Consider the following 14,796-nt stretch of genomic DNA (forward strand, 5'->3'; position numbering starts at 1 on the left):
GGCCGGCCCTGGCCAGGGCCGGCCGGACGATTGTCTATGGCGTCCTTTCAAGGAGCCGGCCGCGGCGATAGGGCGCCGCAATCCGGCTTCGGCAACAGGGTCGATGTCGGGCCGATCCGCGGCGGGTTCCGCCGGGGAAGGGTGCGGCCCGGTCCCGCCTCCGGAAAATGTGCGCTTGCCCCCTTGCTGGCCTCGATCGTCCTTGCCGGAGCGGCCGCCGCCGACCCCTTGCGGCAGACCGAGGACGCACCGTTCGCCCTCAGGCGCCTGCTCTATTTCTCCTCCCTCGACGTCACGCGGGACAACGCCTATGCGGCCGTTGGCATGCGCTTTGTGCCCGCCGGCGCCGGCTCGTCCTCCCTCATCGGCGCCGTGACCGCCGGCTCCGGCTGGTATCGCTACCGCCGCCGCCGCCGTGCCAAACGCTGGTTCCATGCCGCAATCGGCGGCGCCGGCATTGCCGCCGGCTACCGTTTCGAGCGCCCGCGCTACGGCGTCACCGTCCTCGCCGGCCCCGCAGTCGAGCACCAGACCCTGTCGCGCCCCGACCCGGGCAATGCGGCCGAAGGCACGCGCGTTGCCGCCCGCGGCGCTCTCGATACCTGGGCAAAGCCCGCGCCGCGCATTCTCGCCACGGGCTATGTCTCCGCCTCCACCTTCGACGGGCTGTGGTACGCCCGCGCCTTCGCCGGCCATGAGGTCCGGCCGGACCTCTTCGTCGGTCCCGAATTCGTCGGCATCGGCAATGACAGCTATAACGAGCGGCGGATCGGCGCGGCCCTTCTCGGCGCGCCCCTCGGCCGGCTGCGGGGAAACCTGTCGGTCGGCCTCCGGCTGCGCGGCGACGGCGCGCGCGATGGCTATCTGACCGGCGGCCTCTGGCGCCGTTTCTGAGGAAAGCGGGGCGGAGCCGCCGCCTTGCCCCCGCTGCCTTGCCCTTGCCGGCCGTTTCGTCTAGGAAAATCCCGCCTGCCGCCGCCCGGCGGGCGTTAATGTCCGGCGCGGCCGCAACGGCCGGCGCCCAATCGCAATTCTCGGGGTTTTCATGTCTGGCAAGGCCAAAGCGGACAAGCTGAAGGCGCGTCTGCCGCGCGGGTTCGTCGATCGCGAGGCGGCGGAAATCCGCGCCACGGAGCGCATGCTGCAAAAGGTCCGCGAGATCTTCGAGCGCTACGGCTTCGATCCGGTCGAGACCCCGATGATCGAATATACCGACGCGCTCGGCAAATTCCTGCCCGACCAGGACCGGCCCAACGAGGGCGTCTTTTCCTTCACCGACGACGACGAGCAGTGGCTGAGCCTGCGCTACGACCTGACGGCGCCGCTCGCCCGCCATGTCGCCGAGAACTTCGACAGCCTGCCAAAGCCCTACCGCTCCTATCGCGCCGGCTGGGTGTTCCGCAACGAAAAGCCCGGCCCCGGCCGCTTCCGCCAGTTCATGCAGTTCGACGCCGACACGGTCGGCGCGCCGACGCCGGCCGCTGACGCCGAAATGTGCATGATGATGGCAGATACGCTCGATGCACTCGGGCTTGAGGGCCAGTACGTCGTCCGCGTCAACAACCGCAAGGTTTTGGATGGGGTGATGGAGGCTATCGGGCTTGCCGGTGCGGAGCACGCCGGAACGCGCCTCGTGGTGCTGCGCGCCGTCGACAAGCTCGACCGCCTTGGCCTCGACGGCGTTCGCGCGCTGCTCGGCGAGGGCCGCAAGGATGACAGCGGCGATTTTACCAAAGGCGCGGGGCTCGGCCCGGACGAGGTCGAGACGGTGCTCTCCTTCGTCGGCGCCAAGGGCGCTGCCGCGAGCGAGACCATCGAGACCCTGAAGGGCCTCGTCTCCGAAAGCAGCATCGGCAGCGCCGGCGTGGAAGAGCTCGCCGAAATCGCGCGCCTTGTGGGTGCCGCCGGCTATGAGGGCAAGGTCGAGGTCGACCCCTCCGTCGTCCGGGGTCTGGAATACTACACCGGCCCCGTCTACGAGGCCGAACTCACCTTCGAGGTCACCAACGACAAGGGCCAGGTGGTCCGCTTCGGCTCGGTCGCCGGCGGCGGGCGCTATGACGGCCTCGTCGGCCGCTTCAAGGGCCAGGACGTGCCGTCCACCGGCTTTTCCATCGGCGTCTCGCGGCTGCTGTCGGCCCTGAAGGCGACCGGCAAGGTGAACCTTTCCGACGAGAACGGCCCGGTCATCGTCACGGTCATGGACCGTGCGGCTGTTGCCGACTACCAGGCGATGGTCTCCGAACTCCGCAAGGCCGGGGTCCGGGCCGAGCTCTTCCTCGGCAATCCCAAGCAGTTCGGCAAGCAACTGCAATATGCCGACCGCCGCAATGCCCCGCTGGCGATCATCCAGGGCTCCGACGAGCGCGCCGAGGGCGTCGTCCAGATCAAGGACCTGATCGAGGGCAAGCGGCTGTCGGAGGACATCGAGGACAACGCCGAATGGCGCGCGGCCCGGCCGGCACAAGTTACCGTTCCTCGCACGGACCTTGTTGAGGCCGTTATAAAAATACTTGCCGAGCAGGCTGCCGACCGCGAGGGGGCAGGCCAATGACCGATTTTTCCGAACGGCTGGAGCGCCTGCGCTCGCTGATGGAAACGACGGGCTACCGCTTCGTGGAGACCGACATCCTGCAGCCGGCCGAAACGTTTATCGACCTTGCCGGCGAGGAGCTGCGCGGCCGCCTGTTCCTGACCGCGACCGTCGGCGGCGCGGAACTGTGCCTGCGCCCCGATTTCACCATTCCAGTCTGCCGCCACCACATCGCCTCCGGCGATCCGGCCCGCGCGGCCGCCTATTCCTATCTCGGTCCGGTGTTCCGCCAGCGCCCGGGCGGCACCGGCGAGTTCCCCCAGGCCGGCATCGAGTCCCTCGGCCGCGAGGACCGCGAGGGCGCCGACGCCGAGGCTCTGACGCTCGCGCTGTCGTGCCTGCGCGCCTTTGACCTCGACGCCCCGGACATCCGGCTCGGGGACCAGGCCCTGTTCTTCGCTTTCGTCGATGGGCTCGACCTCGCCAATGTCTGGAAGCGCCGGCTGAAGGCCGCCTTCGGCGACCGCGCGCGCCTCGATGCCTTGATCGAGCAGCTTGCCGGCCGCGGCCCCGGCGGCGAGGACCGCCGCGCCGGGCTGCTGGCGGCGCTGGAAGGCGTCGACCACGAGGCCGCCCGCGACCTCGTCGAGGACCTCCTCTCCATCGCCGGCATCGCCACCGTCGGCGGCCGCACCGCCAACGAGATCGCCGAGCGGTTCCTGGAGCAGGCGACCTTCGCAGCAGGGTCCAGCGCGCGGCCGGAAATTGCCGACCTGATGACCGCCTTCCTCGATGTCGCCGGCACGCCCGACGTCGTCGCCGACCGGCTGGCGGTGATCGCCGCCGATGCCGGCGTCGAGCTGACCGCGGCCCTGGAGGCCTTCAACCACCGCGCCCAGCTCATCGCCGACCGCGGCATCGCCTATGACCGGCTGCGCTTTGCCGCCGATTTCGGCCGCCGGCTCGACTACTACACCGGCTTCGTCTTCGAAATTTACGATCCCGCCCGGCCGGACCTCGGCCCGCTCGTCGGCGGCGGCCGCTACGACAAGCTGCTTGGCCTTCTCGGCTCGGCCACGGAGGTGCCCGCCGTCGGCTTTTCGATCTGGATCGAGCGGGTGCCGGGCGGCGTCGCCGCGCTGGGTGCCAACGGCCTTGGAGCGCTGACATGAGCCGCGACCTGATCCTTGCCGTCCCCTCCAAGGGCCGCCTGCAGGAAAACGCCGCCGCGTTCTTTGCCCGCGCGGGCCTGAAGCTGGAACAGCCGGGCGGCGCCCGCAACTATCGCGGCCGCATCAAGGGGCTCGACGGCGTCGAGATCGCCTTCCTGTCGGCCTCGGAGATCGCCCGCGAACTGGCGGCCGGCAACGTCCATTTCGGCGTCACCGGCCTCGACCTCGTCTATGAGACGGTGGCGGAGCCGGATTCATGCCTCCATCTCGTGACGCCCCTCGGCTTCGGCCATGCGGACGTGGTCGTCGCCGTGCCGAAGGCCTGGATCGACGTCGCGACCATGGCGGACCTCTCCGACGTCGCCCAGGACATGCGCGCCTCCAGCGGACGGGCGATGCGCGTCGCGACGAAATACATCCGCACCACGCGGGCGTTCTTTGCCGAGAACGGCATCGCCGACTACCGGATCGTGGAAAGCCTCGGCGCCACCGAAGGCGCGCCGGCCTCCGGCGTTGCCGAACTCATCGTCGACATCACCACGACCGGCGCGACGCTCGTTGCCAACAATCTGAAGATCCTGTCGGATGGCGTCATCCGCCGCTCCCAGGCCCACCTGGTGGCGGCTCTGCGCGCACCCTGGGACGCGGAACCGCTCGCCGCCGCCCGTACCATCCTCGACCGCATCGCGGCCGAAGCCCGCGCCGGCCGGATCCGCGAAATCCGAACCACGGTCGCCCGCGCTGCCATGCTCGGCCACGACGCCGTCTCCCGCTTTGGCGCGACGGTTCCGTTCGGCGCCCAGGGCTCCAACCTGGTGCTCCATTGCCCCGTCGACGAGGTCTACCCCTGCGTTGTCTGGCTGCGCGAGAACGGCGCGGAGACGGTTACGGTTTCTTCCGTCGACTACGTCTTTGAGGCGACGAATCCGCTGTTTGCGGGGCTGCAGGGGCGGATCGGGGAGGGGTGAGTGGCCGGCCTCGGCGTCGTTGCTGGGCTGGGTGCGGAGGCCCAAACACCCTCGGCGAACTGACATCGAACGTCCCATGGATTGCCGCGTCGGCCTAACGGCCTCCTCGCAATGACGTTGAGAATGTTGAAGAATCCGTCATTGCGAGCGCAGCGAAGCAATCCAGTGCGGCATTGCCGTGGTATGAGTGCAGATCGGCCAACACTCGGGCAGCGACCCCTTAGTTGACGCCGTGGCCTGACGCAGTAGCGACCGACTTCCACAACTTTATCCCCAGCCCCCATAAACTCCCTATAATCCAAACCGCACCAGTTCCAATGAGTTTATCGCCAAATCCCATAAACTCGCTATAACCTCATCCCATGAACCCGCTTTCCAACCCCTACGCCCCCGGCGCCGGGACGCCGCCGCCGGAGCTCGCCGGGCGCGATGCGATCCTCGATGCGGCGCGGCTTGCGGTCGCGAAAAGCCGGGCGGGAAAGCCGGCGCGCAGCCTGATGCTGGTGGGCCTCAGGGGCGTCGGCAAGACCGTGCTCCTCAACGAGATCCAGGAGATTGCGGACGAGGCGGGGGCCTTCACCGACTTCATCGAGGTAAGCCGCAACGAGCCGCTTTCCGTCGTCATCGTCGCGACCCTGCGCGCCGCGCTCTTGAAATTCGACCGCATGAAGGGCGTCAGCGAGACGGTGAAGAAGGGCCTCAGGGTCCTCAAGAGCTTCGTTTCCGCCATCAAGCTGAAATATGGCGACGTGGAATTCTCCGTCGACGTGGAGGAGGAGGCGGGCATTGCCGATAGCGGCACCCTGCGGCGCGATCTCGCCGAGCTCTTCGTCGCCGCGGCCGAGGCGGCAAAGGCCCGCAAGACCTCCATCGTGCTCCTCATCGACGAGATCCAGACGCTCGGCGAGGACGAGTTCGAGGCGCTGATCATGGCGATCCACCGCATTGACCAGAAACGCCTGCCGCTCCTGGTCGTCGGCGCCGGGCTGCCGCTGCTGGTCAAGCTCTCCGGCGAAGCAAAATCCTATGCCGAGCGGCTGTTCGACTACAACCGGATCGGCGCGCTCGACGATGCCGAGGCGGAACGCGCGCTGGTCGCGCCCGCCCGCGAGGCCGGCGTCGCCTTCGAGGAGGGTGCGATCGCCCGCATCCTGGAGGTGACTGAGGGCTATCCCTACTTCCTGCAGGAATGGGGCTACCAGTGCTGGAACACGGCCAAGACCTCGCCGGTGACGGAAAAGGACGTCAAGAAAGCAACGGCCGCAGCCATCGCCCGGCTCGACGGGAATTTCTTCCAGTCGCGCTTTGCCCGGCTCTCCGATCCCCAGAAGCGCTACTTACGCGCAATGGCCGAGCTCGGGCCGGGGCCGCACCGCTCCGGCGATATCGCAAGGGCGATGGGCAAGACCTCCCAGAAGGTGGCGCCGATCCGCGATGCGCTGATTTCGAACGGCATGATCTACAGCCCGAAATACGGGTTTGCCGCGTTCACCGTGCCGCTCTTCGACGCCTTTTTGAAGCGGACGATGCCGGACGAGGCGTGACGGGCGTTACTCCCAGACCTTGAAGGGCGTTTCGGCCGCAAGCTCCCGGATCGCGGTCTCCAGTCGCTTAACCGTCTCGTTGCGGTCGGCGCTAACCTCAAGCCGCTCGCCGACGACGACGTCGCAAAAGAACGGCACCGGCAGCCAGGAGCCCTTCGGCAGCACCTTACCGAGGCCGTGGAGGAACACCGGCACGATGGGCACCTCGGGCCGCTTTTCGGCGAGATAGGCGATCCCCTTCTTGAAGCCGGCGATAACTTCCGGCTCACCGCGCGTGCCTTCCGGAAAGAACAAGATGATGTCGCCGCGATCGAGCGCTTCCATGACCGGCGCCAGCGGATCGAGCCCCTTGGCGCGGGCGTCGCGCTCGATCGGCACGATGCCGATGAGGTCGAGCGCGATGAACCGCATCAGGGGCTTGGTGAGGAAGTAGTCCGCCGCCGCGATTGGCCGCACTTTCGGCAGGAGGGCGATTGGCATCAGGCTCATCAGGGCGAGGGTGTCGAGATGGCTGTTGTGGTTGGCGGCAAGGATCGCCGGACCCTCTTTCGGCAGCCGCTCGCCATGGCGCACGGCAAGGCCGATGGCAATGCGCATCACCGGACGCACGATGAGGAGGAAGAAGGCCTGCCTGAGACGGTCGCGCCAGGTCATGAGTTGCCTGCCTCGCCCCTACCGTCGCGCTCCTCCGAGACACGATGCCGCCAAGGCATCGTGTCGAGGCAAGCGCAAATGCGCGCCGGCGCCGTTGCGCCGCAAAGCCTGCGTGGCGTTTGAACGCTAGGAAAACAGGGCGTTCCGTTCATCGCTCGATCCAGCTCAATAGTAGAAATATCTGACGATGTGAAAAAACAGCGGCGCGGTGAAGGTGAGGCTGTCGATGCGGTCGAGGATGCCGCCGTGGCCGGGCAGGATCGAGCCGGTGTCCTTCAGGTCGAGGTCGCGCTTGACGGCCGAGACGGTGAGGTCGCCGACGAAGCCGGCAATGCCGAGGAGGACGCCGATGAGCAGCGCGATGGGCAGTTCCACCGGCGTCAGCGCCAGGCAGAGGACGACGGAAAGGACGGCGGTCGTCCCAACGCCGCCCAGAAAGCCTGCCCAGGTTTTGTTGGGACTGACATTGGGGACGATCTTCCGGTGCCCGAAGCGCTTGCCGAAGACATATTGGGCGACGTCGTTGACCTCGGTGAGGATGAGGAGCGTGACGAGCAGCCCGGCGCCGTTGGCATCGCCCGGCGGCGGCACGGCGAGAAGATAGGCCGCGTGCGAGACGGCAAAAACGGTGGTCATCAGGCCCCAGTGGATCGAGCCGGCGGCCCGCAGGAAGCCGCGCGTCTCGCCGTTCAGCACCATGACTGCCGGAAGCACCAGGAACATGTAGACGGGCACGAAGATGATGAACATGCCGTACCAGGCGATGCCGACGAAGAGGTATTGGACCGGGATCGCCAGATAGGCCCAGAACAGCACCGCCCGGTCGGCCCGCCGCGTCTCGGCGATGGTGAAATACTCCTTGAGCGCCAGGAACGAGACGAAGGCGAGGAGGACGATCATCGCCGTGCGGCTGATGAGGAGGGCGGCGACGAGGACGCCGACCATCCACCACCAGGTGCGGATGCGGAGCCGAAGCTCGCTCGGCTCGCCCGCCCGGCCCCGCTCCTTGAGGCGCACGAAGATCGTCGCGCCGGCAAGCCCGGCCACGATGAGGCCGAGAACAAAAAGGACGCCCGGCGTCAGGTGCGGGAAGGTTTCGCTCACGCCTCGTCTCCGGCGGCCTTCAGGGCACTGTCGAGCCGCTTCCAGACCGTGAGCACCGTGGCGATGGCGAGGGTAACGAAGATGCCGTCGATGACGACCACCGGCAGGCCAAAGACGGCGATGAGGAACGCCGTGACGCCGACGGCGAGCGCCCGGTCCGACTTGCCCATCGGCCCGTCATAGCGCCGCCCGCCGCCGATGACCTGGCCGAGGAGGCCCGCGAATTCCGTCAGCACCGCGCCGAGGCAGAAGGCAACGACCGGCATGGCCGCGGCCCCGAGCGCAAGGAAGGGCGGGATCAGCGCCAGATAGAGGCAGAGGTCGGACAGGACGTCGCCGATCTCGTTGAGGACGGCGCCCTTCCTGGTTTTCATGTCGTGCTCGCGGGCGAGCATGCCGTCGATGGCGTTGAGCGCCATGCGCGCGAACAGGACGACCGGCAGGAGGAGAAGCATCGCCGGGGCGTCGGGCACCGAGACGAGGAAGCTGCCGCCGGCGGCCGACAGAACGAGCGCAAAGAGCGTCACCTCGTTCGGCGTGATGCCGGCCTCGGCCAGCCGCACGACGAGCGGCCTGAGCAGGGCCTGGAACCGCGGCTTCAGGTCGTAGACGGTCGCCATGGTCTCCTCGGATGGCTGGCTTCAAGAGCGCACTGACGGTAGCCGAACCGGGCTGGTTTCGCGAGGGGCAAGCTCCAATGGCATCGCCAGCCTAGATCGGCGGCGTCTCCTCCTCGGTCATCGCCGCGGCCTTCTCCTGGCGGATGACGATGAGGCCGGCAACGACGATCAGCGCGCCGCCGAGGATCGTCGGCAGCCGCGGCGTCTCGCCGAACAGGAGGAACCCCCACAGGCTCGCCCACAGGAAGGCGGAATATTCCAGCGGGGCGACCCGCGCCACCGGCGCCAGCGACAGCGCGTAGGAAATAGCGAGGAAGCCCGCCGTGCCGCAGGCGCCGACGGCAAGGAAGAGGCCGAGATCGCTGGTTGCCACCGGCTCCCAGACCGCCAGACCGAGCGGCGCGGCAAGGATGGCGGCGCCGAGCGATTGCAGCACGGCCATGGTGACCTTGTCGTCCTTCTGGGCGCGCACACGGATGGTGACGATGGCGGTCGAATAGCAGATGGCGGTCAGGATCCCGAGCGCAAAGCCGATCGCGGTCTCGGAAGTCGTGCCTTCAAGCTGGTCGGTGGTGAGCGAGCCGCCGGCGATGACGACGACGCCGGCAAGGCCGAGGCCGATGGCCATGAGCGCGTTGCGGGTCACCGGCTCGCCGAGAAAGAGACTGCCGAGCACGACGGTGACCAGCGGGGCAAGGAAGAACAGGGTCGTTGCCAGCGCCAGCGGCAGGTACTGGACGGCGTGAAAGAAGCTCGCCGCCGCAGCAAGCAGCAGCACGCCGCGCAGCATGTTGGCACGGACCGTCTGCCAGCCCGGCCAGGCCGGCCGCGCCAACGGCAGGAGAAGAAGCGCCAGGGCAACGCCGACGGCATAGCGCAGGAAAGTGATCTGCCAGACCGGATAGCTGGCGCCCAGCGTCTTGACGAGAGCATCCATCAGCGACAGGCCGCCAAGGGCAAGGACCATGACGAAAACGGGAGTGAGGCGCGCCATGGCAGTGGGCTCCGCGGGCAGGGACGGGCGAGGGGGCGAAAAAGAAACCGCCCGGAGCGGGCGGCGGCGCGCACCTTACCGGCTTTGCCGGCAATGCGACACCTTCAAATCCGAAGGGGGCGGCGGGCGTTCCTGGCGCTGCCTATTGCGGCTTCGGCGCCGGCTCCGGTCCCTTGACGGCGAAGGGGAGCTCGAAGCCTCCCGACTTGTCGCTGTGGACGTCCTTGAGACGCATCGCCAGCACGTAGTCGCCGGGTTGCAGGCCGGAAAGGTTCAGCGAGAACGAGACTTGGAATTCATGGACCGGCCGGCGGGTGCGGGCGCTGAGGCGCGTGAAGTCGGTCTGGGCGACGAGGATCTGCCCGTCGGGCGTCCTCAGTTCCAGGTCGGCGTCGAGATCGATGAGGTACTGCGCGCCGTCGCGGCCGAAGCCGTAGCCGACCGGTTCGGCGTAGACGGTGATCGGTTCGCCGGCCTTGAAGGTGGCGTCCTCGCGCGGCTCGTAGCGGCCATAGCCCTTTGCGGGGGCGGCAACGAAGCGGGCGGTGGTGAAACCGAGCGGTGCCGCCTCCCAGGTCGCATCGCGCAGTGCCTCGGCCGCACCGAGTGCCTCGGCCGCCTTGCCCGCCTCAATCAGACTGGCGGTCTTTTCCGCGAGTGCGGCCGGCGTCTCCGCATGGGCAGCCCATGCCCCGCCGACGATTGCCGCACTCAACACCAGAACGCGCCACATGACCCAACCCCCGACTCAAAAAGCGCAACTCCCGATCAGTCAGAAGATCGGCTTATATCAGAGGCAATTACACGGGTTTTCGCCGGCGAACAACCGACCCTTAAGAATGAATTAACAAGGAGGTAAACGCCGCGCCGCGGCTTTTGCGTCCGCCGCCGTCAGTTTCCGGCGCCGGGATGGCGCCCGAGCCAGCTCTGGCGCTTGCGGTAGATGGTCGAGGGGGCGATCTCCAGCGCCGCCGCGGCGCGCGAGATATTGCCGTCGAAGGCATCCAGCGCCTGCTCGATAATCTGTTGTTCCTGCTCACGAAACGGCACGATGGCGTGATGCCCGTGAAATCGCGGGCGCAGGGCATCGATCGGCGAGCGTCCGCCGCCGTCGCCATTGCCGCAAATCCCCGGCGGCAGCATTTCGGGCGTCACCACATCACCGTCGAAAAGGACGACGATCTGGCGCACCACGTTTTCAAGCTGGCGCACATTGCCCGGCCAGGAATAGGCGGCAAGGCGTGCCTCCACGGCGGCATCGAAGGCGGCAAAGGCCTTGGACTCCTCGGCCGCGAAGCGGCGCAGGAAGATGCCGGCGAGCGGCAGCACGTCCTCCGGCCGGTGGCGCAGCGGCGGCAGCGCGATCGGCAACACGTGCAGCCGGTAGAACAGGTCCTCGCGGAACCGGCCCTCCGCCACCTCGGCCATCGGATCGCGGTTGGTGGCGCACACGAAGCGCACATCGACGGCCTGGATGGCGCTGCCTCCGACCCGGCGCACGGTTCCGGTCTGGATGAAGCGCAGCAACTTGGCCTGCAGGCCGAGATCCATTTCGCCGATCTCGTCGAGGAACAGCGTGCCGCCATCGGCAAGCTCCGCCGCGCCCGGCCGGTCGCTGATGGCGCCGGTGAAGGCGCCGCGCTGGTGGCCGAAGATCTCGCTTTCCATCAGGTCGGCGGGAATGGCGCTGCAGTTGATGGCGATGAACGGCCCGTCGGCGCGCGGCGAGCGGGCGTGGACGGCTTCCGCGCACAGCTCCTTGCCAGTGCCGGATTCGCCGGTGATGAAGACCGGGGCGCGGGAATTGGCGATGCGGCGGATCTGCTCGTAGACGCCGAGCATGGCCGGCGAGGTGCCGACGAAGTTCTCGAAGTCCCGGTCCGAGGCGTTTTCCGCCCGGCGCGGGGCGGCCGCGGCGATCGGGCGCCGCCGGCGGGCGGCGCATTCGGCAAAGCGCTCCTTGATGCGGCGCGCGGTGAACGGCTTGACGATGAAGTCGTCGGCGCCGGCCCGGAGCGCTTCGACGGCGCCGGTCACCGTGCCGGTGCGCGAGGTCGCCAGCAGCACCGCCTCCGGCGCCTGGCGGGCGAAATCGGCAATGCGCTCGCTCTCGCCGACGGTGGCGATGTCGAGGAGGACGAGATCGAAGCTGTCGCTGCGAAGCCGCGCCAGGGCGTCCCGCGCCTCGCCCGCAAAGACCGGCGCGGAGGCTGCCGGGAAGGCACCGTCCAGTTCGGCGGAAAGGACCCGCCTTTCGGCGGGATCGGACTCAACGACGAGGATGCGGCAGTTGGCGACCGAATCCCGATTTCCACCCATCACCAGAAATGCCCCTTCAACGCGGATCGGCCGGGCGGGCACTGGCAGGGGATCGGCAAAAAGCGGGCAGCGAGCCCCCTGCAGCAATCCCCGACCGGCCCGAAGGCCGCAACGCTTCTGTTTTCCGCCAACACGGTAAACAAAGGGTTTCAATGCCGGTGTAATGGCGACGGGCAAAGGGCGATTCACATCCTGGTAACGATAGAAACTCACGGGAATGAAAGGGTTTCCGCCTAAGTTATCGGCGTGGGAGAGCGGTCGATCCGGGCCGTTGAATGCCGAAAAAGAAGGTGCCCTCCGTGACAGCCGTCGACCTAGGACATCAGGACTGCGCGCCGCCGGGCCTTGCCGCCCGCGCCGGGCGCCTCGGCGTCCTTGTCGGCCGCGTCTGCCGCAGCGACAACGGCGCGCTGCGCGCCCTCATGGTCTATGGCCTGAGGATCGGCGGTGCCGGCCTCATCTTCCTTGCCCAGATCGCCATCGCGCGCTGGCTGACCCCGGCCGAATATGGCGTCTTCGCCAATGTATGGGTGATTTTCCTCCTGATCGGCGGCTGGGTCTCGCTCGGCCTCGGCGGCGCCATGATCCGCTTCGTGCCGGAATACCTGGCGCTCGGCCGCGAGGACCTCTTGCGCGGATTGCGCCGCGCCGGCCGCGCCGTCGGGCTGACGGCTGCCATCGTCCTTGCCTGCGCCGGTATCGCGGTGCTGACGCTTGGCGGCAACATCGTCGAGCCGGGCTACCGGATGCCGCTGGTCCTGGCGCTCGCGGCGCTTCCCTTCTACGCCATGTCGGACATCAATGACGGGCTCTGCCGCGGCCATGGCTGGCCGCTGCGCGGCATCGCGCCGATCTATGTCCTGCGGCCGCTGCTGATGATCGCCGGCGTCGTCATCGCCGCGCTGGCGCTGGGGCTGGAGCCGACCGCGACCAACGCCATGGCCGTCGTCGCCATCGCCTTTTCGCTTACCGTGCTCGTTCAGACCGTGATCACCGAGAGTGGCACCCACGGACTGGTCCCGGCGGGGCCCTCGCGCTACGAGCTGAAGACCTGGCTCGCGGTCTCCATGCCGCTGGTGCTGATGGAGGGCATGCTGGCGCTGATGAATCACGTCGACGTGCTCCTCGTCGGCAGCCTGCGCGGCGCCGAGGAGGTCGGGCTCTACTACGCCGCGACCCGCGTCGTCGCGCTGGTTTCCTTCGTGCCCTATGCCGTGATCGCCGTCTTCGGGCCGCGCTTTTCCCACGGCAACGCCATGAACGACCACGACGGCCTTCGCGAGACCGCCCGCCAGGCGGTGACCCTGTCGCTGCTGCCCTCGTTGGTCCTCGGCATCGCGATCGTCGCCACCGGGCCGCTGCTGCTGGCCGCCTTCGGCAAGGAATTCACAGCCGCCTATAATGTTCTCCTCATCCTCCTCGTGGCCGTCACGATGCGCGCCGCCGTCGCACCGGCCCAGACCATGCTGGCGATGACCGGCCACCACGTCATCTGCGTCGTCATCCTTGCCGGCGCCCTTGCCCTCAACACCGGCCTCAACCTGATCCTCATCCCGCTCGCCGGTACCGTCGGTGCGGCAACGGCGACCACGATCGCGATCGCCGTGGAGATCGGGCTCTCGCTCGTCGCCGTCCGCAGTCGTCTCGGCTTCGTGCCGATGCCCTATGGCGATGTGCGCCACCTGGTCGCCGCGCTGCGCGGAATCCTGACCCGCAGGGCCGTCACCGTTCCCGGACCGAAGGGGCCGCTGGCAGGATGAACGCCTCGACCGCCCGTTTCGACGCCGCAACGCCCGCCTTCCTTGACGATCCTGCCACCGAGGCGGCCGTCCGCAACCGCCTTGCCGATACGGCGATAACGGCCGAGATCCGGCCGATGGCCAAGCTGGATGCCTTTGCCGCACCGCTCGCCGATCTCGCCCGCCGCGCCGTCGTCGCCAACGTCTTCTTCGAGCCTGTGGTGCTGAAGGCCGCACTCGCCGAGGCACGCCATCCGGACCTGGTGTTCATGGTCCTTGCCTGGGCTGATCGGCAAAAGACCGCGCTGGCCGGCGCCTGGCCGGTCGTCCTGGAGCCTCACCACTGGGGCCCGTTCCGGCCGGTCTGGTTCACCTGGAAGCACGATTCCGGCACCCGCGCGACACCGCTCATCGGCCCCGCCGCCGGATCGGCGGTCTGGGCGGCCATGCTCGATGCGATCGCCGCCACCGGCCGCGCCCGGCATATGGTGCTGCCGACGATGATGGACCTTTCCGGCCTCGTGGACGGCATCACCAACGGGGCCGAGGCCACGCGCCGCCGGCTCTGCCTCCTGGAGAGCAACCGCCACATCGTGCTCGGCGCCATTTCCGACGGCGAGGCGCATTTGAAGAGCGCCATGAGCGCGCGCCGCCGCAAGCGCATGGCCAAGAACCGCGAGGACCTTGCCGCCCTCGGCCGGCTGGAGGCGCGGGTCTTTGAGCGGCCGGGCGACGTGATGGTCGCCTTCCGCCGTTTCGTGGAGCTGGAGGGATCCGGCTGGAAGGGCCGCAAGAAGGGCGCGATCCTGACCAAGCCCGACGCGCTGCGCTTCTTCCTGCGCACGCTCTGCGACCTCGCCGAGGCCGGCCAGGTACGCATCGACAGCCTGGAACTGGACGGCACGGCGATCGCCATGTCGATCGTCACCCGCTCCGGCAACGCTGCCTTCTGCTGGAAGACGACGTATGACGAAGCCTATGCCCGGTTCAGCCCGGGCATGCTGGTGGTGATGGACGTGACCCGCGGCCTTGCCGGCGACCCTGGGATCGCCTTTGCAGACTCATGCACCGATGTCGGCCACCCGCTGATGGCCCATCTGTGGCCGCAGACGGCCGACTCGGTCGACCTCTTGGTCGATCTGAAACCCG

At 68.2% G+C, this 14,796-nt stretch carries 13 protein-coding genes; 7 read left to right on the top strand and 6 right to left on the bottom strand.

Features of this window, described 5'->3' with window-relative positions:
* Positions 1-36: 36 nt before the first annotated feature.
* The 5 genes from bcsS to CH339_RS07950 all read left to right on the top strand — a co-directional run bounded on the left by bcsS (position 37) and on the right by CH339_RS07950 (position 6,217).
* On the top strand, positions 37-894 hold the full coding sequence (gene bcsS, locus CH339_RS07930; RefSeq protein WP_111433811.1) for a cellulose biosynthesis protein BcsS: 858 nt from the start codon (positions 37-39) through the stop codon (positions 892-894).
* A gap of 151 nt (positions 895-1,045) precedes the next feature.
* The gene (gene hisS / locus CH339_RS07935) at positions 1,046-2,554 is read left to right on the top strand and encodes a histidine--tRNA ligase (RefSeq protein WP_111433812.1); all 1,509 of its coding nucleotides are present in this window, start codon (positions 1,046-1,048) and stop codon (positions 2,552-2,554) included.
* A complete protein-coding gene (locus CH339_RS07940) occupies positions 2,551-3,705 on the top strand; it encodes an ATP phosphoribosyltransferase regulatory subunit (RefSeq protein ID WP_111433813.1) in 1,155 nt (384 codons plus the stop codon). Before hisS ends, CH339_RS07940 begins: the two co-directional genes overlap by 4 nt.
* Positions 3,702-4,673 (top strand): ATP phosphoribosyltransferase, encoded by a 972-nt coding sequence (gene hisG / locus CH339_RS07945; protein WP_111433814.1) that lies wholly within the window; start codon positions 3,702-3,704, stop codon positions 4,671-4,673. The genes CH339_RS07940 and hisG overlap by 4 nt, the downstream gene beginning before the upstream one ends.
* 362 nt (positions 4,674-5,035) lie before the next feature.
* Positions 5,036-6,217, top strand: coding sequence for an ATP-binding protein (locus tag CH339_RS07950; protein WP_111433815.1), 1,182 nt, complete (start codon positions 5,036-5,038; stop codon positions 6,215-6,217).
* Positions 6,218-6,223: 6 nt separating this feature from the next.
* Here the strand turns inward: CH339_RS07950 and CH339_RS07955 are convergent, their stop codons facing one another.
* The 6 genes from CH339_RS07955 to CH339_RS07980 all read right to left on the bottom strand — a co-directional run bounded on the left by CH339_RS07955 (position 6,224) and on the right by CH339_RS07980 (position 11,908).
* A complete protein-coding gene (locus CH339_RS07955) occupies positions 6,224-6,871 on the bottom strand; it encodes a lysophospholipid acyltransferase family protein (RefSeq protein WP_111433816.1) in 648 nt (215 codons plus the stop codon).
* Positions 6,872-7,036: 165 nt separating this feature from the next.
* Positions 7,037-7,975: a phosphatidate cytidylyltransferase gene (locus CH339_RS07960; protein ID WP_245408117.1), complete on the bottom strand. Its 939-nt coding sequence runs from the start codon at positions 7,973-7,975 to the stop codon at positions 7,037-7,039.
* Positions 7,972-8,595 carry a CDP-alcohol phosphatidyltransferase family protein gene (locus CH339_RS07965; protein ID WP_111433817.1) on the bottom strand — a complete coding sequence of 208 codons (624 nt, stop codon included), beginning with the start codon at positions 8,593-8,595 and terminating at the stop codon, positions 7,972-7,974. The genes CH339_RS07960 and CH339_RS07965 overlap by 4 nt, the downstream gene beginning before the upstream one ends.
* A gap of 91 nt (positions 8,596-8,686) precedes the next feature.
* The gene (locus CH339_RS07970; protein WP_111433818.1) at positions 8,687-9,589 is read right to left on the bottom strand and encodes a DMT family transporter; all 903 of its coding nucleotides are present in this window, start codon (positions 9,587-9,589) and stop codon (positions 8,687-8,689) included.
* A gap of 142 nt (positions 9,590-9,731) precedes the next feature.
* A complete protein-coding gene (locus CH339_RS07975) occupies positions 9,732-10,322 on the bottom strand; it encodes a hypothetical protein (RefSeq protein WP_111433819.1) in 591 nt (196 codons plus the stop codon).
* A 158-nt stretch (positions 10,323-10,480) separates the two neighbouring features.
* The gene (locus CH339_RS07980) at positions 10,481-11,908 is read right to left on the bottom strand and encodes a sigma-54-dependent transcriptional regulator (protein WP_111433820.1); all 1,428 of its coding nucleotides are present in this window, start codon (positions 11,906-11,908) and stop codon (positions 10,481-10,483) included.
* A gap of 299 nt (positions 11,909-12,207) precedes the next feature.
* Here CH339_RS07980 and CH339_RS07985 point away from each other — a divergent pair, with 299 nt between their 5' ends.
* Both CH339_RS07985 and CH339_RS07990 read left to right on the top strand, forming a co-directional pair.
* The gene (locus CH339_RS07985; RefSeq protein WP_170138443.1) at positions 12,208-13,668 is read left to right on the top strand and encodes a lipopolysaccharide biosynthesis protein; all 1,461 of its coding nucleotides are present in this window, start codon (positions 12,208-12,210) and stop codon (positions 13,666-13,668) included.
* Positions 13,665-14,796, top strand: a 1,132-nt coding sequence (locus tag CH339_RS07990) for a GNAT family N-acetyltransferase (protein ID WP_210207373.1), incomplete at its 3' end; no start/stop codon positions are given. The genes CH339_RS07985 and CH339_RS07990, both read left to right, overlap by 4 nt.

The sequence above is a fragment of the Rhodobium orientis genome, assembly GCF_003258835.1.
In the GTDB taxonomy this organism is placed as follows: Bacteria; Pseudomonadota; Alphaproteobacteria; order Rhizobiales; family Rhodobiaceae; genus Rhodobium; species Rhodobium orientis.